The organism is Pseudonocardia xinjiangensis (genome assembly GCF_050948425.1).
Classification (GTDB): domain Bacteria; phylum Actinomycetota; class Actinomycetes; order Mycobacteriales; family Pseudonocardiaceae; genus Pseudonocardia; species Pseudonocardia xinjiangensis.
In genome coordinates, this window is the sequence record NZ_CP192009.1 from 1,960,948 (window position 1) to 1,981,601 (window position 20,654).

Sequence of the window (20,654 nt, forward strand, 5' to 3'; positions counted from 1 at the left end):
CGCAGCACCCGCACCCGACCCCCGGGGTCACGGCAGACGGAAACCGACGTCCGCCGGAAGCTGCGCGGTGTCCATCTGGGCCTTCTGCAGCTTGCCCGCGAAGTCCCAGTTCATCGACTGCCAGCGGGTGAACTGGTCGAGCACCCACACCCCCGACTGCCGGCTGCCGTTGCCGGAGCGACCGTTGCCGCCGAACGGCAGGTGCGCCTCCGCGCCGGAGGTCGAGTTGTTGACGCTCACCATCCCCGCGCTCACCCGCTCGCGGAACCGGAACGCGTGCACCGGCGTGGAGGTGTAGATCGACGCCGAGAGCCCGTAGCCGTGCCCGTTGGCCAGCTCCACCGCCTCGTCGAACGTGCCGAACGCGGCGACGCCGACGATCGGCCCGAACGTCTCGGTGCGGTAGAGCTCGTCGTCGGCCTGCACGCCGTCGACGACCGTGGGGTGGGCGTAGAGGCCCGCCGCCGCGTCGCCCACGAAGCCCTCCCGCGGGTTGGCCGCGGTGATCCTCCCGGTGCCGGTGGAGCCGTGCAGGGTGTGGTGCGGGCGCACGAGGTCGAGGTGGCGCTCGAAGCTCTGCAGGAAGCGCGTGGAGATCATCGGCCCGTAGAGGACCTCGTCCCGGGTCGGGTCGCCGATCACGGCGGCGCGCACGGCGGTGTCGAAGCGGCGCAGGAACTCGTCGTGCACGCTCTCGTGCACCACGACCGTGCCCAGTGAGGTGCAGCGCTGCCCGGCTGTGCCGAACCCGGAGAACAGGGCGCCCTCCACGGCGAGGTCGAGGTCGGCGTCCGGCATCACCACCAGCGGGTTCTTCCCGCCCAGCTCCAGGCACGGGTTCTGCAGGTGCCGCCCGGCGAGCTCGCCGATCCGCACGCCCACCGCCGACGAGCCGGTGAACCCGATCTTGTCGACCAGCCCGGCGTCGAGCGCCGTCTCGAGCCCCTCGAACGTGGCGGGCCCGTCGGTCAGCACCGTGTTCAGCACGCCGTCGGGGAGCCCGCCGCGCACGAACAGCTCGGTGAACGCCTCCGCGATGGCCGGGGTGTACTCGGCGGGCTTCCACACCACGGCGTTGCCGCAGAGCAGCGCGGGCACGAGATACCAGGACGGCACCGCCACCGGGAAGTTGCCCGCCGTCACGATCGCCGCGACGCCGATGGGCACGCGGAACGTGAAGAGCTGCTTGTCGGGCATCTCGCTGGGGACGGTCTGCCCGTAGAGCCGTCGGCCCTCCCCGGCGAAGAACGTGCAGGTGTCGACCACCTCCTGCACCTCGCCCCTGGCCTCGGCCAGCGGCTTGCCGATCTCCCGGGTGACGAGGGCGGCCAGCGCCTCGGCGTTGGCCTCGACGAGGCGGCCGATCTGCTCGACCACCCGCCCCCGCACGGGGGCCGGGGTGGCGGCCCAGGCGCGCTGGGCCGCGCGGGCGGCCCGGCACGCCTCGACGAACGTCCCGGCGTCGCCGAGCAGCGCCTCGGCCACCGTGTCGCCGCGCGACGGGTCCACCGAGGCGAGGCGCCCGCCCGGGGCCTCGTCGCGCCACTTGCCCTCGACGAACGAACCGATGCTGCGCGGTCCGGTCATGCCGCCACCGCCCGGCTGATCGCGCCGACGGCCAGCGCGAGCTCGTCCTCGCCGATCGTCAGGGCGGGCCGCAGCCGGATCGACCGCTCGCCACCGCCGAGCACCAGCACCTTCTCGTCACGGTGCAGCTTCTGCAGCGCGGCGGCCCGGGCCTGCGGGGAGGGCAGGTCGAAGGCGACGAACAGCCCGCGGCCGCGCACGTTGTCGATCCCGTCGACGGCACGCAGATCATCCAGCAGCCGCTTACCGAGCACCGCGGCCCGGTCCACCAGCCCCTCGGCCTCGATCACCTCGAGGTAGCGCCGCGAGCGGACCATGTCGGTGAGCCCGCCGCCCCACGTCGAGTTGATCCGCGACGACACCCGGAACACGTTGCCGGGCACCTCGTCCACCCGGCCGCCCGCCATGATCCCGCAGACCTGCAGCTTCTTGCCGAACGCCACGATGTCGGGCTGGACGTCGAGCTGCTGGTAGGCCCAGGCCGTGCCGGTCATCCCGCAGCCGGTCTGCACCTCGTCCAGCACGAACAGGGCGTCGAACTCCCGGCACAACGCCTGCATCGCCTGCAGGAACTGCGGGCGCAGGTGGTTGTCGCCGCCCTCGCCCTGGATCGGCTCGGCGATGAAGCACGCGATGTCGTGCGGGTTCGCCTCGAACGCGGCCCTGGCCTGCGCCAGCGCGCGGTCCTCGGCCGCCTGCACCTGCGCGACGTCCATCGGGAACCGGATCGCCGGCACGTCGATCCGCGGCCAGTCGAACGTCGGGAAGCGGGCGGTCTTCACCGGGTCGGTGTTGGTGAGCGAGAGCGTGTAGCCGCTGCGGCCGTGGAAGGCCTTGCGCAGGTGCAGCACCTTCGTGCCGAGCGTCTCGGGGCGCCCGTGCAGGGCGTTGTGCTGCTGCTTCCAGTCGAACGCGGTCTTCAACGCGTTCTCCACGGCGAGTGCCCCGCCCTCGACCAGGAACAGGTGCGGCAGCGCGGGGTCACCGAGCACGCGGCTGAACGTCTCCACGAACGACGCCATGTGCGTGGTGTAGATGTCCGAGTTCGAGGGCTTGTTGACCGCCACCTGGGTGAGCTCGGCCAGGAACGCCGGGTCTCCGGTGAGCGCCGGGTGGTTCATGCCCAGCGGCGCCGAGGCGAAGAAGCTGAACAGGTCGAGGTGGCGCGTCCCGTCCCGCGCGTCGACGATCCAGGAACCCCGGCTCTCCCGGGTGTCCAGGACGAGGTCGAAGCCGTCCACCAGGAGGTGGCGACGCAGGGTGTCGTGCACGTGCTCGGGAGTGACGGTCTCGGGCATGCGTCCAGTGTCTTGACGCGATCCTGACGGCGCAGCCAGCCGAGCGTCGGTATTGCCCGGCGAAGTGCCACCATGTCGGCCGTGACGCCGACGGATCGTCAGATCGACGACCTGGACCGCCGACTGCTGATGCTGCTGGCCGCTGACGGGCGCGCCCCGATGGCGGAGCTGGGGCGCAGCATCGGGCTGTCCCGCACGGCCGTGCTCGCCCGCGTGCAACGCCTCGAGCGCGCCGGGGTGATCCGCGGCTACCGCGCGGACGTGGTGCTGCCGGGGGACGCCGCCGCACACCGGGCCCGCGTCGGGCTCGTGATCCGGACGCCCGACGTCGCCGGGTACGTGCAGCGGCTCCGCGAGCTGCCCGGAGTGTCCGAGATCGAGACGGTGACCGGGGAGTTCGACCTCATCGTGCTGGTGTCGGCGCCCGGCGCGGGAGAGCTCGACGCGGTGCTGGACCGGATCTCGGGCTGGCGCGAGACCGTGCGCACCACCACGTGGGTGGTGCTCACCCGGTACTCCTGACCGTTTCGGGGTAGTCCCTGGGCCACAGCCCCGAACCCAGGAGCAGCCATGACCGTGGCCTCGATCCTCCGCAGGCTCCCGCTCCGGACGTCTGCGGGAGCGTTCATCCTCGACTCCGGACTGCAGAAATGGAGAGCCGACGAGCAGACCGCGGGCGCACTGCACGGCATGGCAGGCGGCAGCTACCCGATGGTCAAGAAGGTCGACCCGCCGCTGTTCCTCCGCGGGCTCGCCCTGACCGAGATCAGTGTGGGCGCCGCACTCCTGCTGCCCGTGGTGCCCACGCTACTGGCCGGGGCGGCCCTGACCGCGTTCTCCGCCGGCCTGGTGGGGCTGTACCTGCGCACCCCCGGACTGCGCGAGGAAGGCAGCGTGCGCCCCACCCAGCAGGGCCTGGCGATCGCCAAGGACGTCTGGCTGCTGGGCATCGGCACCGGGCTCGTGCTGGACGCCCTCACCTCCCGCCGGCAACGCCCGGTCGCCGGCTGAAGTCCATCACCCAGTTGACCTTCCAGGACTGCCCGCCGTCGTAGGAGAAGGACTGCTGCCACCGGGGGGAGGCCCCGGCGAGCCACTCGAAGCGCACCGTGACCGCGTGGCCGCCGACGACGTCGTCGGCGAGGAACACGCCCTGGTCGCCCACGAACGACCCCACCATCGGCGGGTCGAGGTGCCCCGGCCTGCGGCTGGAGCTCCACCAGATGCTCCAGGTGGCCGCCACCGGATCGAACAGCCGCAGGGTGAAGCCCTCGAACGGGTCGCCGTCGGGTGGGTCCGGGACGTCCATGCGGTCGACGTGCCCGACGCCGCGCAGCACCGGGAACACCTCGCTGCTGGCATCGAACTCCACCCACTCCTCGCAGCGCGGATCGGTGTTGTCGCGGAGCTTCGTGTTGTGCACCCGCCATGAGCCGTGGATGAAGTCGAACGCGTGCGCGCCGTGGTCCGTCACGTGGATCACCCTCCCAGTGACCCCCGACACTCTGTGCGGGGGCGTCCGCACCGGACGCGACCGGCGGGTGTCGGTCACCGGACAGGGGCGTCGTTCCGGATACCGTGGGGACATGGCAGGACGGACCACCGCAGGCGGCGGCAGGAGCACCGCGGCGTCGTCGTCCCGGGCTGCGTCGTCGTCCCGGGCGGCGGGCGGCCGCAAACCCGCTGCCCGCAAGGCCGCCGTGCGTGAGCCGGCCCGCTCCACGGCGCGCCGTCCGTCCGGTTCCGGCCGGCGCCCGGCCCCCCGGAAGCCGCCGCCCCGCCGCGGTCCCGACCTGCTCGACCGTGGTCTCGACGCCGTCGGCAGGGGCATCGCCCGGCTCGGCCGTTCGGCAGGCCGCACGATCGGGCGCACCCGCGAGCTCGACCCCGCCCACCGCCGCGACGGGCTCGGCGTCGTCCTCCTCGTGCTGGCCGTGGTGAGCGCCGCGGGCATCTGGTGGGGGGCCGGTGGCCCGGTCGGCCGCGGGTTGTCCGCCGCCGTCGGGTACGTCATCGGGCTCGGATCCACGGTGCTGCCCGTGCTGCTGGCGCTGGCCGGCATCGCGTTGATGGCCACGCGGCCGCACCCGGAGGCACGGCCACGGGTCGCCGTCGGTTCCCTGCTGCTGACCCTCGGCGTGCTCGGGCTCGTACACCTCGCCGCGGGGCGCCCCGACGCGCCGGGGCTCTGGGTCGACGGCGGGGGGGCGCTGGGCTACCTGGCCGCCACGCCGCTCGCCACCGGCCTGACGGCGTGGGTCGCGGTGCCCGTGCTCGTGCTGCTGTCCGGGTACGCGCTGCTGGTGCTCACCGGCACCCCCGTGCGGGAGGTGCCCGAGCGCCTCCGCCGGGTGGGTGGCCAGGTTCCCGACGAGGCCCTCACCGACGCCGGCGAGCTGGACGCCGCCGACCCCGTCATCGAGACGCCCCCCGTCGCACTGCGGCGCCCCTCCCGGCGGCGCCAGGCGTCGCGGGTCGAGGACGCGGCCCCCGACGACTCCGTCGCGAGAGTCGAGTTCGCCGAGGCTCCCGAGGAGGCGCCTGCTCCGCGCCCGAAGCGCAGGCCACCGGCCACCGTGCCGGCCACGCCCCCGGCCGAGCCCGAGCCCGACGGCCCCGTCGGCGAGCAGCTGCGCCTCACCGTCTCCCCGAGCGAGGGCGAGGGCACCTACGTCCTGCCGCCCAGCGACCTGCTGCCCACCGGGCCGGTCGCCAAGACCCGCAGCAGCGCGAACGACGCGATGATCGAGTCGATCACCGGCGTGCTCGACCAGTTCTCGGTGGACGCGCAGGTCACCGGCTTCACCCGCGGCCCGACGGTCACCCGCTACGAGATCGAGCTCGGCCCGGCGGTCAAGGTCGAGAAGATCACCCAGCTCACCAAGAACATCTCCTACGCGGTCGCCACCGACAACGTGCGGATCCTGGCGCCGATCCCCGGCAAGTCCGCCGTCGGCATCGAGGTGCCCAACACCGACCGGGAGATGGTCCGCCTCGGTGACGTGCTGCGCAGCGGCAACGCGCGCGCCGAACAGCACCCGCTGGTCATCGGCCTGGGCAAGGACATCGAGGGCCACTTCCTCACGGCCAACCTGGCGAAGATGCCGCACCTGCTGGTGGCCGGCTCCACCGGCTCCGGAAAGTCGAGCTTCGTCAACTCGATGCTCGTGTCGCTGCTCTCGCGGGCCACACCGGACGAGGTCCGGATGATCCTCATCGACCCCAAGATGGTCGAGCTCACCCCCTACGAAGGCATCCCGCACCTGATCACGCCCATCATCACCCAGCCGAAGAAGGCGGCCTCAGCGCTCGCCTGGCTGGTGGAGGAGATGGAGCAGCGCTACCAGGACATGCAGGCCAACAAGGTCCGCCACGTCGACGACTTCAACCGCAAGGTGCGCTCCGGCGAGATCACCGCGCCGCTGGGCAGCGAGCGGGAGTACCGGCCCTACCCGTACATCCTCTGCATCGTCGACGAGCTGGCCGACCTCATGATGACAGCGCCACGCGACGTCGAGGACGCGGTCGTGCGCATCACGCAGAAGGCCAGGGCCGCGGGCATCCACCTGGTGCTCGCCACGCAGCGGCCCTCGGTGGACGTCGTCACGGGCCTGATCAAGACCAACGTGCCGTCGCGGCTGGCGTTCGCCACCTCGTCGCTCACCGACTCGCGCGTCATCCTCGACCAGCCGGGCGCCGAGAAGCTCATCGGCATGGGCGACGGCCTCTACCTGCCGATGGGAGCCGGGAAACCCACCCGCATGCAGGGCGCGTTCGTCGGCGACGAGGAGATCTCCTCGGTCGTCACGTTCGTCAAGGAGCAGGCCGAGCCGACCTACACCGAAGGGGTCACCGTCCAGAAGGCGGGCGAGGCCAAGGAGGTCGACCCCGACATCGGCGACGACCTCGACCTCCTGGTGCAGGCCGCCGAGCTGGTGGTCACGTCCCAGTTCGGGTCCACCTCGATGCTGCAGCGCAAGCTCCGGGTGGGGTTCGCGAAGGCGGGGCGGCTCATGGACCTGCTCGAGTCGCGAGGTGTGGTCGGGCCGTCCGAGGGGTCGAAGGCCCGGGACGTGCTGATCAAGCCCGACGAGCTCGAGAGCGTGCTCTGGCTGATGCGCGGCGGCGGCGGTCCGGAGCCCGACGACTCCGAGGACTGACGGCTCACCGGTCCGTCCGCTCACCGTAGGAGACGGCGCCACCCGCCGAATCGATCGGCATGTCCCGATCGGGTGAGCAGGGGAGGGGCCGGTCGTTGCGTCATCACAGAGCGTGCCAGAGTGTGCCCGATCGGTCGATTCCGGCTGAGCGGCAACACATCGGGAAGGTATCCGGGGCATGTTCTGGACCGGTCGTCGCCGGAGAGAAAAGAAGCAGGTCACCGGGGGTCGGCAGGCTCTCATGCCGATCCCGCTCACCGGCGGCCTCGTGAGCGGCGAGGTGCGCGACAGCGAGGGGAAACCCCTCCCGGGAGCTGATGTCTCGATCTTCGACCGGAGCAACAAGCGGGTCGCGTGGTCGGAGACCGACGTCTACGGGTTCTTCGCGGCGGCCGTGATGCCCGGCTCCTACCGGATCCGGGCCGAGGCGGGCGGCTACCAGAGCTTCCACGAACGCACCGAGGTCGAGTGGGGCACCCACAACGCACTCGGCAAGCTCACCCTCGTGCCCGACGAGACACTCACCGTCCCCACCTCCGGGCTCTACGAGATCGACCCCGAGCACTCGGCCATCCGGTTCATCGCCCGCCACATCGCGATGTCGAGGGTGTACGGCCAGTTCATGGAGTTCGCCGGACAGATCTACATCGCCCCGCGCTTCGAGGACTCCCAGGTGGAGGTGCTGATCGACGCCGCGAGCGTCTTCACCAACGCCGAGAAGCGGGATGCGCACCTGCGTTCGGCCGACTTCCTCGACGTCGCCCGCTTCCCCAAGCTGCACTTCACCAGCCACCGCTTCTCCCGCCCCGGCGGCAACCGCTGGCTGATCGACGGAGAGCTCACCCTCCACGGGATGACCAGCGACGTTCAGCTCGATGCCACCTACCTCGGCATGCAGGAATGGAACGGGATGCGCGCGGGCTGCACCGCCACCACCGAGCTGCACCGGGAGCATTTCACCGTGAACTGGCAGCAGATCCTGGCCCGCGGGGTGCCGGTCGTGGGCTCGACGATCCAGATCAGCCTCGACATCCAGGGCATCCTGCAGCAGCGCTGACCAGCGCTGACCAGCGCTGACCCTCCCGCGAGCCGCCCGGATCCCGCGCGCGAGTCGCCCGTCCCGGTTCCGCGAGTCGCCCGGTACGGGCGCGCGAGTCACCCGAATCGCGTGCGCGAGTCGCCCGGATGCCGTCGGTGAGTTGCCGCCCGTGGCGGTCCCGCGCGTCCCCCGGGCCGTACGGGCTGATCGCGGGTCCCTGCTCCGCGACTCCCGCACCGGCTCGGGCGACTCGCGCGCGGAAACGGGGCGACGCGCGGACCTGGATCGGGCGACTCGCGGGGCGGCGGGGGTCAGGCGTGCCGGCGTTCGGCGAGCCAGGCCGTGGCGGTGGTGCCCGCGAGCTCGCGGAAGTCGCGGGACAGGTGGGCCTGGTCGACGTAGCCGGTGTCGCCCGCGGCCCGGGCGAGAGCGGGCCGGCGGGGACCCAGCAGCAGGTCGCAGGCCCTCTCGAACCGCATCACCCGGGCCGCCGCCTTGGGGGCGAGGCCGGTCTCCTGGCGGAACTTCTCCGCCAGGTACCGGCGGCTCCAGCCGACCTCGCGCGCCAGGTCGGCGATGCGCAGGTTGCCGCCCGTCTCCTCCAGCCGGTCCCAGGCGTAGCCGACCTCGGGGAGCACGCCGGATGCACCGCGCCCCCGGCCGGCGAGCGCCGCGAACTCGGCGTCGAGAAGCGCGAAGCGCTCCGGCCACCCGGGTGCGGCGGCGAGCCGGGCCAGCAGCGTGCCGGCGCGTCGTCCGAGCAGCGCCTCGAGATCCACGACGTCACCGGCGAGCTCCCCGGCGGGCACCCCGAGCAGCGCGCGGGCTCCCCGCCAGGTGAGCCGCAGCTGCAGGCCGGTCTGCGGGTCGCCCTGGGCAATCCGGGCCGGCCGGGTGTGGAGGCCGGCGACCATCGCGGCGAACGCGCCGGGCGGCTTGCCCGGGTCGGCGTTGGCGAGCATCTCGACCTTCCCGTCGAGACACAGCACGAACGTGAGATGCGGCGACGGCACCCCCAGATGGACCGACCGCGGTGCGGCGTCCATCCGGTAGCCGGTGTACGCGCTGACGTACGGGCGGAGCGCAGCGGCCGGCCTGCGCCCGTGCATCTGCCACGCGGCCGGGACGGGGACGAGCTCCGGGTCGCTGACCGGTGCGGCCATTCCCGCAGGCTACCGGCCCCGTCCGACAACGGCGGCCGGAAACCGTCAGGGGCCTGCGGGAAGCTGCAGGAGCATCCGCACGTTGCCCAGTGTGTTGGGCTTCACGTGCGCGAGGTCGAGGAACTCGGCCACGCCGGCGTCGTAGGAGCGCAGCATCGCCGCGAAGACGTCCGGCTCGACGGGGGTGCCGTCGATCTCGGCGAACCCGTGGTGGGCGAAGAACTGCTTCTCGAACGTCAGCACGAACAGCCGGCGCAGGCCGAGCTCGCGCGCGTTGGCGATGAGCGCGCTGACGATGGCGTGCCCCACCCCACGGCCCACGACGTGGGGATGCACCGCCACCGTGCGGATCTCGCCGAGGTCCTCCCACAGGACGTGCAGGGCGCCGCAGCCGACGACCTCGCCGTCGAGCTCGGCGACCACGAACTCCTGCACCGACTCGTACAGGGTGACGGTTTCCTTGGCGAGCAGCAGACGTCCCGCGTAGGAGTCCACGAGCTGCTTGATCGTCGTCACGTCGGCGGTTCTGGCCCGCCGTACGGCCATCGTTGCCACGACGGGTCAGACTAGATCACCGATGGCGGATACCCTGGTGCCCGTGCCAGAAACCCGCAGCGTCGAGGCCCGCTCCGCTGACGCTCCGCGGCGAGACGACGAGCGCTCCCCGGTCGCTCCACGCCGTGCCGCCCTGCTGACCCTGGGCTGTGCCCGCAACGAGGTCGACTCCGAGGAGCTCGCCGGCCGGCTGGAGGGCTCCGGCTGGGAGCTGGTCACCGCCGACGGCGACGACTCACCGGACGTGATCGTCGTCAACACCTGCGGTTTCGTGGAGCAGGCGAAGAAGGACTCGATCGACACCCTCCTGGCCGCCTCGGACGCCGCGAAGGCGAGCGGCGCGAAGGTCGTGGCGGTCGGGTGCCTGGCCGAGCGGTACGGCGCCGAGCTGGCCGAGAGCCTGCCCGAGGCCGATGCCGTGCTCGGCTTCGACGCCTATCCCGACCTCGCCGAGCGCCTCTCCGACGTCATCGGCGGCCACGCGCCCGCCCCGCACGTGCCGGTCGACCGGCGCACGCTGCTGCCGATCTCGCCGGTCGAGCGCCCGGCGGCCGCGGTCGACGTCGCCGTGCCCGGGCACGCCTGGCTGCCCAACCTCGCGCGCACGCGCCTGTCCGACGGCCCGGTCGCGCCGGTGAAGCTGGCGTCCGGCTGCGACCGCCGCTGCGCGTTCTGCGCGATCCCGTCGTTCCGCGGCTCGTTCGTCTCCCGGCCGCCGGACGACGTGGTGGCGGAGGCCGCGTGGCTCGGGATGCAGGGGGTGCGCGAGCTCGTCCTCGTCAGCGAGAACTCCACGTCCTACGGCAAGGACCTGCCCGGCGGCACGCGCGCGTTGGTGCAGCTCCTGCCGCGGCTGGCCCACGTGCCGGGCGTCGACCGCGTCCGCCTCAGCTACCTGCAGCCCGCCGAGGTCCGTCCCGACCTGCTGCGGGTCATCGCGACCACGCCGGGCGTCGCGCCCTACTTCGACCTGTCGTTCCAGCACGCGAGCCCGGCGGTGCTGCGGCGAATGCGCCGGTTCGGGTCGCGGGAGGACTTCCTCGACCTCTGCGCCCGTATCCGCGCCCTCGCTCCCGAGGCCGGGATCCGCAGCAACGTGATCGTCGGCTTCCCCGGCGAGACGGAGGACGACCTCGCGGAGCTGGAGGCATTCCTCGTCGGGGCGAGGCTCGATGCGGTCGGGGTGTTCGGCTACTCCGACGAGGACGGTACGGAGGCGGAGACCTACGACGGCAAGCTGCCTCCCGAGGAGGTCCTCGCGCGCGTCTCCCGGATCAGCGCGCTGGTCGACGAGCTCATGGCCCAGCGCGCGGAGGACCGCGTCGGCACGGAGGTCGAGGTGCTCGTCGAGGCGGAGGAGGACGAGGACTTCGAGTGCACCGGCCGCGCGGCGCACCAGGCACCCGAGGTCGACGGCGAGTGCGTCTTCGAGCGCGGGTCCGGGCTGGCGGTCGGCGACATGGTGCGCGCGGTCGTCGTCGGCACCGAGGGCACCGACCTCGTCGTGTCCCCCCGCGAGCTGCTGCCCCGCAGCGACCTGCAAGGCACCGCTGTGGGCGCCGCCGCGCGGGAGTCCGGGTGAGTTCTGCACCCGCGGGCCCGCCGCCGCTGCTGAACATCGCCAACGTGCTGACCGGCGTCCGGCTGGCGCTGGTGCCGGTGTTCGTCGTCGTGCTGCTCGTCGACGACGGCACGAGCACGGAATGGCGGCTCGCGGCGTTCGGTGTGTTCGCGCTCGCCGCGATCACCGACCGGTACGACGGTGAGCTGGCGCGGCGCCGGGGCCTCGTCACCGCGTTCGGCACGATCGCCGACCCGATCGCCGACAAGGCGCTCACGGGGGCGGCCCTGATCGGGCTGTCGGTGATCGGGCTGGTGCCGTGGGTGGTCACCATCGTGATCATGGCCAGGGAGATCGGTGTGACGGTGCTGCGGTTCTGGGTGCTGCGCCACGGCATCATCCCGGCCAGTCGCGGCGGCAAGGCCAAGACGCTGGCGCAGGCGCTGGCGATCGGGCTGTACCTGCTCCCGCTCGAGCTGCTGGGAGCGGCCGACGTCGTCGACAAGCTGAGATGGTCGGTGCTCGCGGTGGCCATCCTGCTGACCGTCGTCACCGGGCTCGACTACGTGCTGCGGGCGATGCGGCTGCGCTCCGCGGCCGCCGCGGCGCTTCCCGAGCGCTGACCCACGCGTCGTGTTCGCCGTGGGCGGACGCGACCGGCCGCCGCGTCCGGCGACGCCGCGGGTCTGGAATCGGTACGGTGATCTCACCGGCGCGGTGTCCACCTTGGCCGGCGGACGACGAGGAGGGTCGCATGGCGGTGCTGATGCGGGAGGCGATCGGCGGCAGTCTGCGGCGTGCTCGTACGGCGCGCAGGCGGACCCTCCGGGACGTCTCGCGCCGGGCGCGGGTGAGCCTCGGTTACCTGTCCGAGGTGGAGCGCGGCCGCAAGGAACCCTCCAGCGAGCTCCTCGCCGCCATCTGCGACGCACTCGACATCGCGCTGCACGATCTGCTCACCGAGGCCGCGGAGGCCATGGCCGCCGACGCGCTGGCCGCCGACGCCGTGCCGCTGCGCCGCCCCGTCGGCCTGCGCCACATGGACCTCCGGATCGCCGGGGCCACGGACGACCCGTCCGCGATGCCGCTGGCGCCGATCACGCCGGTCGCCCCGCGTCATCCCGTTCCGCAGCCCGCCCCGCAGCCCGTGGCGCTGAAGCCGGTCGACGCGGTGTGCGCCGCCGCCTGACCCAGCCGCCGCCTGCTCCACCGCCCACGTCATCGGCACCCGTCACTCCGGCGGGTGCCGATACGTATCTGCACGTCGTCGTCACCGTGCGGAGCGTCCGAGCGGTAGCCTGACCTCCGGGTCGCCCCGACGGCGACCTCCGGATGATCCCCGATATCGTCGGCGAGCGGTGGAAGCCGGGCCGGTCCGATGCCACGATGGGAACCGGCGCACCGGCGGACATGCCGGACGGCCCGGACAACGACATGCAGCGACGAGCGGCGTCGCACTCGGAGGGCGGAGCAGATGGCCAACGGTTTCACGAAGGCCTGGAAGTACCTGATGGCGCTGTTCTCGTCCAAGGTCGACGAGTACGCCGACCCCAAGGTGCAGATCCAGCAGGCCATCGAGGACGCTCAGCGGCAGCATCAGGCGCTGTCCCAGCAGGCGGCCGCGGTGATCGGCAACCAGCGTCAGCTGGAGATGAAGCTCAACCGGCAGCTCGGAGAGATCGAGAAGCTGCAGGCGTCGGCCCGGCAGGCACTCGTGCTCGCCGACCAGGCCCGTGCCTCGGGCGACGAGACGAAGGCGCAGCAGTACGAGCAGTCGGCGCAGGCCTTCGCCACCCAGCTGGTCACGGCCGAGCAGTCCGTCGAGGACCTCAAGACGCTGCACGACCAGTCGATCCAGGCTGCCGGCCAGGCCAAGACGGCCGTCGAACGCAACTCGATGATGCTGCAGCAGAAGATCGCCGAGCGCACCAAGCTGCTGAGCCAGCTCGAGCAGGCGAAGATGCAGGAGCAGGCCGCGGCGTCGCTGCGGTCGATGACCGAGCTCGCGGCGCCGGGCAACACCCCGTCGCTGGAGGAGGTCCGCGACAAGATCGAGCGGCGCTACGCCAACGCCATCGGTTCCGCGGAGCTCGCGCAGAACTCGGTGCAGGGCCGCATGCTGGAGGTGCAGCAGTCCACGGTCGACATGGCCGGGGCGAGCCGTCTCGAGCAGATCCGCGCGTCCCTGCACGGTGCGCCGGTGGCGGGTGAGGTCACGGGCGGCGACACGGCCGCCATCCCGGCCTCGCCGCAGACCAACAAGCAGCAGCAGCCCGGCACCGCCTGACGGACACGCACAACCACCGACGCCGCCCGCCCCCGCAGGGGACGGGCGGCGTCGTTGTTGCCGGATCCGAACCGTGGAGGGGGCGACTCGGGCGCAGAATCCGGGCGACTCGCGGGCAGGATTCGGGCGACTCGCGGGCAGGGGGGTCAGCGGCGGCGCGGGGCGCGCGGGGGAGTGGGGCCGGGCTGGCAGCGGGGGCACCAGTAGGCGAGCCGGGCGTAGACCCCGTCCCCCTGCTCCGCGGTGCGGATCCGCGTGCCGCAGCGGCGACACCGCTGACCACCCCGCTCGAACACCCAGGTCTGACGCCCCCGCGCCAGCTCACCGGTGGTGGACTGCTGGGGGCGGTCGGCGTTGCGCAGCAGCAGCTCACGCGCCAGCGCGATCACCGCGGCTGCATCCGGGACGTCCCGTACGAGGGTCCACGGCGAGAGCCCGAGCAGGAAGCACACCTCGGTCTTGTAGAGGTTCCCGACGCCCGCCATCACCCGCTGCTCCAGGAGCACCAGCCCGAGCTCCGACGCACCGCGCGCGGTGAACCGGCGCAGCGCCTCCGCGGCGTGCGCGTCGTCCCAGGCGGGGTCGAGCAAGTCGGGACCGAGGTGCCCGACCAGCCGGTCCTCCTCAGCGGTCGGCAGGAGCTCCAGGTCGTGCAGCAGGAACCCGACGGCGGTGCGCTCCGCGGTCTCCAGCACCGCGCGGGCCTGGTGGGAGGGCCGCTGCCATGCCATCCCGGGCCGGTAGAGGTGCCACGACCCGTCGAGGCGCAGGTGGCTGTGCAGGCTGCGGCCGTCGTCGAAGCGGGTGAACAGGTGTTTCCCGATGGTGGCGACGTCGAGCACGGTGCGGCCGGCCAGGTCGTGCTCCGCGAGCTGCGGATGGCGGAGCTCGCCCCGCAGGAGCGTCCCGCCGGAGAGCGCGGCGCGTAGGCGCTTCCCGGTGAGGTAGACGGTGTCGCCCTCCGGCACGGGCCGACGGTAGCGCGGGTCGCGCCGATCCACCGATCGGTGGATCGGCGGTCCACCTCGGGTGCCGGGTACTCCGCCGCGACGGTCGATCTCCACGGGCCTGCGGGGCAGCACGATCGTTTCATGCCCGTCATCGAGGTGGACCACCTGCACAAGCGGTACCGCGACCAGGTCGCGGTGCACGACGTCTCCTTCTCCGTGGAGGAGGGGGAGATCTTCGGCGTCCTGGGTCGCAACGGCGCAGGGAAGACCACCACCGTGGAGTGCATCGAGGGGTTGCGCTCCCCGGACGGCGGCTCCATCTCGGTGCTCGGGCTGGATCCCGGGCGCGACCGCGCTGCGCTGCGCCGCGTGCTCGGCATCCAGCTGCAGGCGAGCGAGCTGCCGGAGAAGCTGCGTGTGGGGGAGGCGCTCGAGCTCTACGCGTCGTTCTACCCGTCGCCGCTCGACCCCGGCGAGCTGCTCGAACGCTGGGGTCTCGCGGCGAAGCGGGACACCGCGTTCGGGAACCTGTCGGGAGGCCAGAGGCAGCGGCTGTCGATCGCACTGGCGCTGGTGGGGAACCCGCAGGTGGCGATCCTCGACGAGCTGACCACCGGGCTCGACCCGCAGGCCCGGCGCGACGCCTGGGAGTCGATCGAACAGTTCCGCCGCGGCGGCGTGACCGTCGTGCTGGTCACCCACTTCATGGAGGAGGCCGAGCGGCTCTGCGACCGGATCGCCGTGATCGACGCGGGGCGCGTGGTCGCGATCGACACGCCGGCCGGGCTCGTGGCCGGGCTCAGTGACGGCCAGCGGCTGCGGTTCCGCCCGTCGGTCCCGTTCGAGGACGCGGTGCTCACGCAGCTGCCCGAGGTGGCGTCGGTGCAGCGGAACGGGCCTCAGGTCGAGGTCAGAGGCGGCGGAGACCTGCTGACCGCGGTGACGTCCACGCTGGCCCGCCACCAGGTCGTGGCCATCGACCTGCGCCTCGAGCAGCCCACCCTCGACGACGCGTTCGTCGCCCTGACCGGCCGTTCTACCGAGAACTGAGGAGTCGACCGATGACCGAGACCACGACCGCAACCCCGACCCCGACCCCGACCCCGCAGCACCGCGCGCCGCGTCCGCTGCGCGCACTCGCGCTGGCGGAGACCCGGCTGTTCCTCCGCGACCCGATGACCCTGCTCATCGCGGTGGTCCTGCCGACGGTGGTCCTCGCGGCCCTCGGCGCCGTGCCGGCGCTGCGTGAGCCCAGCGAGATTTTCGGCGGGCTCCGGTTCACCGACTACTTCGCGCCGTCCCTGCTCGCGATCAACATCGCCGTACTCGGCCTGCAGAACCTCCCCACCGGGCTCGCCACCTACCGGGAGAAGGGGATCCTGCGACGGCTCTCGGCATCTCCCATGCACCCGGCGGCGGTGCTGGTGGTGCAGCTGCTGATCAACGTCGTGACCGTGGTCATCGGCACGGTGCTGATGCTCGCCGTCGCCGTGTACGTCCTCGACGTGCCGGCGCCACGGCACCCGGTCGCGTTCGCCCTCACGTTCCTGCTCGGCACGTCGGCGGTGTTCGCGCTCGGGCTCGTGATCGCGGCCGTGACACCGCGGGCCCGGCTCGCCACCGGGATCGGTGCCGTCGCGTTCATGCTGACGCAGTTCTTCGCCGGGGTGTACCTGCCCAAGTTCCTGCTCCCCGAGGCGCTGGTGCGGATCGGGGAGTTCGTGCCGCCCGGCGTCGGGGCCTTCCAGGCGGCCTGGATGGGGGACGGGCCGGCGCCGCTGCACCTGGTGGTGATGGCGGTGATCGCTGTGGCGGCGACCACTGTTGCCGCTAGGTTCTTCCGGTGGGAGTGAGATCATGAGCGGCGCACAGCGCGGTGCGGCGGTGACGCAGGGCTGCGGGCCGGCGACCGGGCCGCTGTCGGGCACCGAGGAGGAGCTCGACGCCCGCGAACGCAGGTTCGACTCGTTCATGGAACGCTACGTGCCCTATCTCGGGCTGGCGATCGGCACCGCGCTGACGCCGGTGATCGCGTCCACGGCCGGGTACTGGCTGGTCACCAGTCCGCTCGTGCTCGTCGCCGCGGCCTGGTCGTACGTGTTCGTGACGCGGCGGCCCACGCTCGCGTCGGACTCCCGGCTGGGACCCGTGTACGTCGCCGGGCTGCTGGTCATGATGGCCGTGCTCGTGTACCAGTCGCCCTTCTACGGGTTCCAGGCCCTGGCCGGGTACATGCACTCGTTCGCCTACCTGCGTGGGCACTGGCGCTGGGTAGGCGTGGTGGCCACGGCGGCGCTCGCCGGGTACTCGCAGCTCGGCGGCGGCCTGATCACCGAGATCAGCCTGGGCCTCATGGCGGGTCTGCTGGCGATCACGCTGGTCAACAGCCTGGTGGCGGGGGGTTTCACCTACTTCGGCACGCTGTCCACCCAGCAGTCCCACCGCAGGCGGGAGATCATCGTCGCGCTGAACGAGACGAACCGGCGCCTGTCGGAGTCGCTGGAGGAGAACGCGGCCCTGCACGTCCAGCTGCTGGCCCAGGCCCGCGAGGCCGGGATGCTCGACGAGCGGGCGCGGCTGGCGCGGGAGATCCACGACACGATCGCGCAGGGCCTGACCGGCATCGTCACCCAGCTGGAGGCGGCAGGCGCCGCCGACGACGACCCGGCAGTGCGGCGTCGCCACATCAGCACCGCCAGCGCGCTGGCCAGGGAGAGCCTCACCGAGGCCCGGCGCTCGGTCGACGCCCTCGCGCCCGGCCAGCTCGTGGAGGCACAGCTGCCCGACGCGATCGCCGAGATGGGCAAGACGTGGGCGGAGACCGCCGGCGTCGAGCTCACGGTGGACACCACCGGCGAACCGAGGCCGCTGCTGCCCGAGCTGGAGGTCACGCTGTTCCGGGTGGCCCAGGAGGCACTGGCCAACGTCGGGAAGCACGCGTCGGCCACGCGGGCCGGACTCACGCTGTCGTACATGGACGACGTGGTGGTGCTCGACGTCCGGGACGACGGCAGGGGCTTCGTCCTCCGGCCCGGGGCGAAGCCCGACGCCGGGAGCGGTTTCGGGCTCGCGGCCATGGAGCAGCGGGTCCGGCGCGTGTCGGGGACGTTCACGGTGGAGAGCACACCGGGCGAGGGGGCGGCAGTGAGCGCGAGTGTTCCGGCGATCCCCGCGGAGGTGCGGTGATGACCGACGTGATCCGCGTGCTGATCGTCGACGACCACCCCGTCGTCCGCGACGGCCTGCGCGGCGTGATCGACGGCGAGCCGGACATGCAGGTGGTGGGGGAGGCGGGGCACGGCGCCGAGGCGCTGGCCCGGGTGGCCGCCGACCCCGTCGACGTCGTCCTCATGGACCTGCGGATGCCGACGATGGGCGGGGTGGAGGCGATCGGGCAGCTACGGCGCCGTTCGCCGTCGGTGCGTGTCCTCGTGCTCACCACGTTCGACACCGACCGCGACGTGCTCCCGGCCATCGAGGCGGGCGCCACCGGCTACCTGCTGAAGGACACTCCCCGCGACGAGCTGCTGCGGGCCGTGCGGGCCGCCCACCGCGGGGAGGCCGTGCTGTCGCCCGCCGTGGCCGGGCGTCTGATGGGCCAGGTCCGGTCGCCGGCCCAGGACCAGCTCAGCGGCCGCGAGCTGGAGGTGCTGCGGTTGGTGGCCGCCGGGTTCACCAACCGGGAGACCGCGCAGAAGCTGTTCATCAGCGAGGCCACGGTGAAGACCCACCTGCTGCACGTCTACGCGAAGCTGGAGGTGCGGGACCGCGCCTCCGCGGTGGCGGCGGGGTACCAGCGCGGGCTGCTGATGCCCGAGGAGCGGTGACCGGTCCGTCAGCCGGGGACGGCCGTGCGCACGGCGTAGAGGACGTCCTCCCGGACGGGGACGAACCCGAGCCGGGCGGCCACGGCGAGGCTCGCGGTGTTGTCCGGTGACGTCGTCCACGTGGGGGTGCGGCCGCGCGCCCGGACATCCGCGATCAGCGCGGCCGCGCACGCCGTCGACAGCCCGCGTCTGCGCTGGGCCGGCACCGTCACCACGCCGATGTCCTCGTGGCCGCCGCCCACGTAGAACGGCACCGCGACCGACGCGAAGCCGCCCCCGGCCGTCGCCCCGTACGCGACCTCCGCGGCGGCGAGCGCCTCCGGGCCGCCCCAGGTCTCGTGGATCCAGGCGCTGTCCTGGTCGAGGGCGGCGAGTGCCGGCGCGTCGGCCGCGGTGAGCAGCCGCACGTCCCGCGCGGGCGGCGGCACGGTCACCTCTGCCGGGAGTGCGGCGACCAGCCGGTCCCAGACGGCCGTGGCCGGGTCCAGGGCGCGCAGTGCGGGCAGCCACTCCGGCGGCGCCTCGACGAACCCCGCGACGTCGTCGAGGTCCCCGTCCGCGAGGTAGCCGGGATCTCCGCGCAGCGCGTAGTTGCCGGGCAGCTCGGCGAGCACCACCCGCGGGTCCGGCCAGCGGTCCACGCGGCACCGGCCCCGGCCCGTGCGCGCGACGTGCTCGAAGATCAACGGGCCCGGCCGCTCCGGGGCGAACCACCGGCGCAGCTCCGGGCGGGCGTCCGCGGGGATGGTGAGCATGTTCCGGCACCCTGGCACGTTGGCGGCTTTCGCGCCACCGAGAACGGTACGGTGGCGGGCATGAGGGCGACGGCGGCGCAGGCTCTTGGCCTGTTGCTGCTCGGTTCCGTGCTCATCGGCACCGCCGTGGTGATCGAGCAGTCGCTGCTCATGGGCGTGCTCGGGGCGCTGCTGTGCGCCTGGGGCCTGGCCCGGCGCCCCGCTCTCGTACTTCCCGCAGCGGCCTGCGCCCGGCTCGCCGTGGCCGTGCGCGAGCACCACCGCGCGCTGGCGCGGCGCGCCGTGCCCCGCCAGCGCGACCCGGACGCCGCCGGGCACACCCGGTCCCGCGCCCCGTCGGAGCTCCTGCCGGCGGTGTAGCGCCTGCGCGTGGCGCCGCCGGACGAGTCCCGTCCCGGCTGCCCTGGAGTCCCGCCATGCGTACGTCCGTCCTGCTCGTCCCCGGCACGGGGGGCACACCGTGCTAGATCCCGTCTACTACGCCGTCTCCGCCGTCATGTGGTGCTGGCACCAGTTGTTCGGTCTCCTGCTCGGCCCGTCCAGCGGCGTCGCGTGGGCGCTGTCGGTGGTCTTCCTGGTGCTCACCCTGCGCGCGCTGCTGATCCGGCCCTTCCTCGCGCAGGTGCGCTCCGGGCGGGCGATGCGGGCCATCGCGCCCCAGCTCGCGCAGCTGCGCAAGCAGTACGCCGACGACCGCCCGCGGCTCATGCAGGAGACCAAGGCGCTGCAGAGCGCCCACGGGGTGAACGCACTCGGCGGCTGCCTCCCGGCCGTGCTGCAGATACCGGTGTTCCTCGGGCTGTTGCACGTGCTGCGCTACTTCAACCGCCCCGGCCTGACGTTCGAGCAGAACGCCGCCATCCCGAACTACGTCTTCTCGCCCGACCAGGTGCGCTCGTTCCTGGAGGCCCGCCTCTTCGGAGCGCCGCTGTCGGCGTACCTGAGCATGCCCCAGCAGCTTCTCGACTCCTTCGGCGGCCACGTCGAGCGGCTCGACGTCGCGGTGGTCGCGGTGCCCCTGATGCTGGTGGCCGCCGTCGCCACCCACTTCTCCGCCCGTCACTCCGCGAAGCAGCAGCCGCCGGACGGTCCCACGGCGTCGATCATGCGGTTCACCCCGTGGATCTTTCCCCTCGGTGCGCTGGTGGGCGGGCTGTTCTTCCCGTTCCCCATCGCGATACTCGTCTACTGGCTGACGAACAACGCCTGGACGCTCGTCCAGCAGCGGATCGTGTTCAGCCGCCTCCCCGCCCTGGTGTCCCCGCCCGCGCCGGTGGTTGCCCCGGCCGCGCCTGCCCTCGTCCCGGCCACCCCGCAGGACGGGGACCCGGCGGTGAACCGCGCCGGAGGTGGGGGAGGGGCGAAGCGCAAACGGCACGCCTCCGGGCACCGTCCGAGCCGCAGGCGCCGCTGACGGTCCGGGCGACTCGCGGGGGTTTTCCGGGCGACTCGCGGGCGGGTTTCGGGCGACT

At 72.9% G+C, this 20,654-nt stretch carries 21 protein-coding genes; 14 read left to right on the plus strand and 7 right to left on the minus strand.

Features of this window, described 5'->3' with window-relative positions:
* Positions 1–27: 27 nt before the first annotated feature.
* Complete coding sequence (locus ACQPZA_RS09270) at positions 28–1,587, minus strand: aldehyde dehydrogenase family protein (protein ID WP_433279820.1); 1,560 nt, start codon at positions 1,585–1,587, stop codon at positions 28–30.
* Positions 1,584–2,885, minus strand: a complete 1,302-nt coding sequence (lat, locus tag ACQPZA_RS09275; RefSeq protein ID WP_169399214.1) for an L-lysine 6-transaminase — start codon at positions 2,883–2,885, stop codon at positions 1,584–1,586. The genes ACQPZA_RS09270 and lat overlap by 4 nt, the downstream gene beginning before the upstream one ends.
* Before the next feature lie 81 nt (positions 2,886–2,966).
* On the opposite strand from lat, the gene ACQPZA_RS09280 reads away from it, so the two are divergent.
* Both ACQPZA_RS09280 and ACQPZA_RS09285 read left to right on the plus strand, forming a co-directional pair.
* Entirely contained in the window at positions 2,967–3,407 is a 441-nt protein-coding gene (locus tag ACQPZA_RS09280) for an Lrp/AsnC family transcriptional regulator (protein WP_169399213.1), read from the plus strand.
* A 48-nt stretch (positions 3,408–3,455) separates the two neighbouring features.
* The gene (locus ACQPZA_RS09285) at positions 3,456–3,896 is read left to right on the plus strand and encodes a hypothetical protein (RefSeq protein WP_433279821.1); all 441 of its coding nucleotides are present in this window, start codon (positions 3,456–3,458) and stop codon (positions 3,894–3,896) included.
* On the opposite strand, the gene ACQPZA_RS09290 is transcribed toward ACQPZA_RS09285, so the two are convergent.
* On the minus strand, positions 3,862–4,359 hold the full coding sequence (locus ACQPZA_RS09290) for a hypothetical protein (RefSeq protein WP_433279822.1): 498 nt from the start codon (positions 4,357–4,359) through the stop codon (positions 3,862–3,864). The two genes, ACQPZA_RS09285 and ACQPZA_RS09290, sit on opposite strands and share 35 nt — an antisense overlap.
* A 112-nt stretch (positions 4,360–4,471) precedes the next feature.
* Between ACQPZA_RS09290 and ACQPZA_RS09295 the strand changes: the two genes are divergently transcribed.
* Both ACQPZA_RS09295 and ACQPZA_RS09300 read left to right on the plus strand, forming a co-directional pair.
* Positions 4,472–7,045, plus strand: coding sequence for a DNA translocase FtsK 4TM domain-containing protein (locus ACQPZA_RS09295; RefSeq protein WP_433279823.1), 2,574 nt, complete (start codon positions 4,472–4,474; stop codon positions 7,043–7,045).
* A 241-nt stretch (positions 7,046–7,286) separates the two neighbouring features.
* The gene (locus ACQPZA_RS09300) at positions 7,287–8,102 is read left to right on the plus strand and encodes a YceI family protein (RefSeq protein WP_169399209.1); all 816 of its coding nucleotides are present in this window, start codon (positions 7,287–7,289) and stop codon (positions 8,100–8,102) included.
* A gap of 293 nt (positions 8,103–8,395) precedes the next feature.
* Here the strand turns inward: ACQPZA_RS09300 and ACQPZA_RS09305 are convergent, their stop codons facing one another.
* Both ACQPZA_RS09305 and ACQPZA_RS09310 read right to left on the minus strand, forming a co-directional pair.
* Positions 8,396–9,247 (minus strand): helix-turn-helix domain-containing protein, encoded by an 852-nt coding sequence (locus ACQPZA_RS09305; RefSeq protein ID WP_433279824.1) that lies wholly within the window; start codon positions 9,245–9,247, stop codon positions 8,396–8,398.
* 45 nt (positions 9,248–9,292) lie between these two features.
* Complete coding sequence (locus ACQPZA_RS09310) at positions 9,293–9,793, minus strand: amino-acid N-acetyltransferase (RefSeq protein ID WP_169399219.1); 501 nt, start codon at positions 9,791–9,793, stop codon at positions 9,293–9,295.
* A gap of 142 nt (positions 9,794–9,935) precedes the next feature.
* Between ACQPZA_RS09310 and rimO the strand changes: the two genes are divergently transcribed.
* From rimO to ACQPZA_RS09330, 4 genes are all read left to right on the plus strand, one after another.
* A complete protein-coding gene (gene rimO / locus ACQPZA_RS09315) occupies positions 9,936–11,384 on the plus strand; it encodes a 30S ribosomal protein S12 methylthiotransferase RimO (protein ID WP_433282738.1) in 1,449 nt (482 codons plus the stop codon).
* Positions 11,381–11,986 carry a CDP-diacylglycerol--glycerol-3-phosphate 3-phosphatidyltransferase gene (gene pgsA, locus ACQPZA_RS09320; protein ID WP_433279825.1) on the plus strand — a complete coding sequence of 202 codons (606 nt, stop codon included), beginning with the start codon at positions 11,381–11,383 and terminating at the stop codon, positions 11,984–11,986. The genes rimO and pgsA overlap by 4 nt, the downstream gene beginning before the upstream one ends.
* Positions 11,987–12,117: 131 nt before the next feature.
* A complete protein-coding gene (locus ACQPZA_RS09325; protein ID WP_169399207.1) occupies positions 12,118–12,552 on the plus strand; it encodes a helix-turn-helix domain-containing protein in 435 nt (144 codons plus the stop codon).
* Positions 12,553–12,837: 285 nt separating this feature from the next.
* Entirely contained in the window at positions 12,838–13,650 is an 813-nt protein-coding gene (locus ACQPZA_RS09330) for a PspA/IM30 family protein (protein ID WP_169399206.1), read from the plus strand.
* Positions 13,651–13,796: 146 nt separating this feature from the next.
* Here the strand turns inward: ACQPZA_RS09330 and ACQPZA_RS09335 are convergent, their stop codons facing one another.
* Positions 13,797–14,618: a DNA-formamidopyrimidine glycosylase family protein gene (locus ACQPZA_RS09335; protein WP_433279826.1), complete on the minus strand. Its 822-nt coding sequence runs from the start codon at positions 14,616–14,618 to the stop codon at positions 13,797–13,799.
* Positions 14,619–14,741: 123 nt separating this feature from the next.
* Here ACQPZA_RS09335 and ACQPZA_RS09340 point away from each other — a divergent pair, with 123 nt between their 5' ends.
* Genes ACQPZA_RS09340 through ACQPZA_RS09355 form a run of 4 tightly spaced genes read left to right on the plus strand, consistent with a single transcriptional unit; the run spans position 14,742 to position 18,427 of the window.
* Entirely contained in the window at positions 14,742–15,650 is a 909-nt protein-coding gene (locus tag ACQPZA_RS09340; protein ID WP_433279827.1) for an ABC transporter ATP-binding protein, read from the plus strand.
* Positions 15,651–15,661: 11 nt separating this feature from the next.
* Positions 15,662–16,453: an ABC transporter permease gene (locus tag ACQPZA_RS09345; RefSeq protein ID WP_433279828.1), complete on the plus strand. Its 792-nt coding sequence runs from the start codon at positions 15,662–15,664 to the stop codon at positions 16,451–16,453.
* A 4-nt stretch (positions 16,454–16,457) separates the two neighbouring features.
* Positions 16,458–17,786: a sensor histidine kinase gene (locus ACQPZA_RS09350; protein WP_433279829.1), complete on the plus strand. Its 1,329-nt coding sequence runs from the start codon at positions 16,458–16,460 to the stop codon at positions 17,784–17,786.
* Complete coding sequence (locus tag ACQPZA_RS09355; RefSeq protein ID WP_433279830.1) at positions 17,786–18,427, plus strand: response regulator; 642 nt, start codon at positions 17,786–17,788, stop codon at positions 18,425–18,427. The genes ACQPZA_RS09350 and ACQPZA_RS09355 overlap by 1 nt, the downstream gene beginning before the upstream one ends.
* An 8-nt stretch (positions 18,428–18,435) precedes the next feature.
* Here the strand turns inward: ACQPZA_RS09355 and ACQPZA_RS09360 are convergent, their stop codons facing one another.
* Complete coding sequence (locus tag ACQPZA_RS09360; RefSeq protein WP_433279831.1) at positions 18,436–19,182, minus strand: GNAT family N-acetyltransferase; 747 nt, start codon at positions 19,180–19,182, stop codon at positions 18,436–18,438.
* A 60-nt stretch (positions 19,183–19,242) separates the two neighbouring features.
* Here ACQPZA_RS09360 and ACQPZA_RS09365 point away from each other — a divergent pair, with 60 nt between their 5' ends.
* Positions 19,243–19,542 carry a DUF6412 domain-containing protein gene (locus ACQPZA_RS09365; RefSeq protein ID WP_169400081.1) on the plus strand — a complete coding sequence of 100 codons (300 nt, stop codon included), beginning with the start codon at positions 19,243–19,245 and terminating at the stop codon, positions 19,540–19,542.
* A 100-nt stretch (positions 19,543–19,642) separates the two neighbouring features.
* Positions 19,643–20,596, plus strand: coding sequence for a membrane protein insertase YidC (gene yidC / locus ACQPZA_RS09370; protein WP_433279832.1), 954 nt, complete (start codon positions 19,643–19,645; stop codon positions 20,594–20,596).
* Positions 20,597–20,654 lie beyond the last annotated feature (58 nt).

Coding starts and splice junctions, on each gene's coding strand:
- ACQPZA_RS09270 (WP_433279820.1), bottom strand. CDS start 1,587: ATGACCGGACCGCGCAGCATCGGTTCGTTCGTCGAGGGCAAGTGGCGC.
- lat (WP_169399214.1), bottom strand. CDS start 2,885: ATGCCCGAGACCGTCACTCCCGAGCACGTGCACGACACCCTGCGTCGC.
- ACQPZA_RS09285 (WP_433279821.1), top strand. CDS start 3,456: ATGACCGTGGCCTCGATCCTCCGCAGGCTCCCGCTCCGGACGTCTGCG.
- ACQPZA_RS09295 (WP_433279823.1), top strand. CDS start 4,472: ATGGCAGGACGGACCACCGCAGGCGGCGGCAGGAGCACCGCGGCGTCG.
- ACQPZA_RS09300 (WP_169399209.1), top strand. CDS start 7,287: ATGCCGATCCCGCTCACCGGCGGCCTCGTGAGCGGCGAGGTGCGCGAC.
- ACQPZA_RS09305 (WP_433279824.1), bottom strand. CDS start 9,247: ATGGCCGCACCGGTCAGCGACCCGGAGCTCGTCCCCGTCCCGGCCGCG.
- ACQPZA_RS09310 (WP_169399219.1), bottom strand. CDS start 9,793: ATGGCCGTACGGCGGGCCAGAACCGCCGACGTGACGACGATCAAGCAG.
- ACQPZA_RS09325 (WP_169399207.1), top strand. CDS start 12,118: ATGGCGGTGCTGATGCGGGAGGCGATCGGCGGCAGTCTGCGGCGTGCT.
- ACQPZA_RS09330 (WP_169399206.1), top strand. CDS start 12,838: ATGGCCAACGGTTTCACGAAGGCCTGGAAGTACCTGATGGCGCTGTTC.
- ACQPZA_RS09340 (WP_433279827.1), top strand. CDS start 14,742: ATGCCCGTCATCGAGGTGGACCACCTGCACAAGCGGTACCGCGACCAG.
- ACQPZA_RS09345 (WP_433279828.1), top strand. CDS start 15,662: ATGACCGAGACCACGACCGCAACCCCGACCCCGACCCCGACCCCGCAG.
- ACQPZA_RS09350 (WP_433279829.1), top strand. CDS start 16,458: ATGAGCGGCGCACAGCGCGGTGCGGCGGTGACGCAGGGCTGCGGGCCG.
- ACQPZA_RS09355 (WP_433279830.1), top strand. CDS start 17,786: ATGACCGACGTGATCCGCGTGCTGATCGTCGACGACCACCCCGTCGTC.
- ACQPZA_RS09360 (WP_433279831.1), bottom strand. CDS start 19,182: ATGCTCACCATCCCCGCGGACGCCCGCCCGGAGCTGCGCCGGTGGTTC.
- ACQPZA_RS09365 (WP_169400081.1), top strand. CDS start 19,243: ATGAGGGCGACGGCGGCGCAGGCTCTTGGCCTGTTGCTGCTCGGTTCC.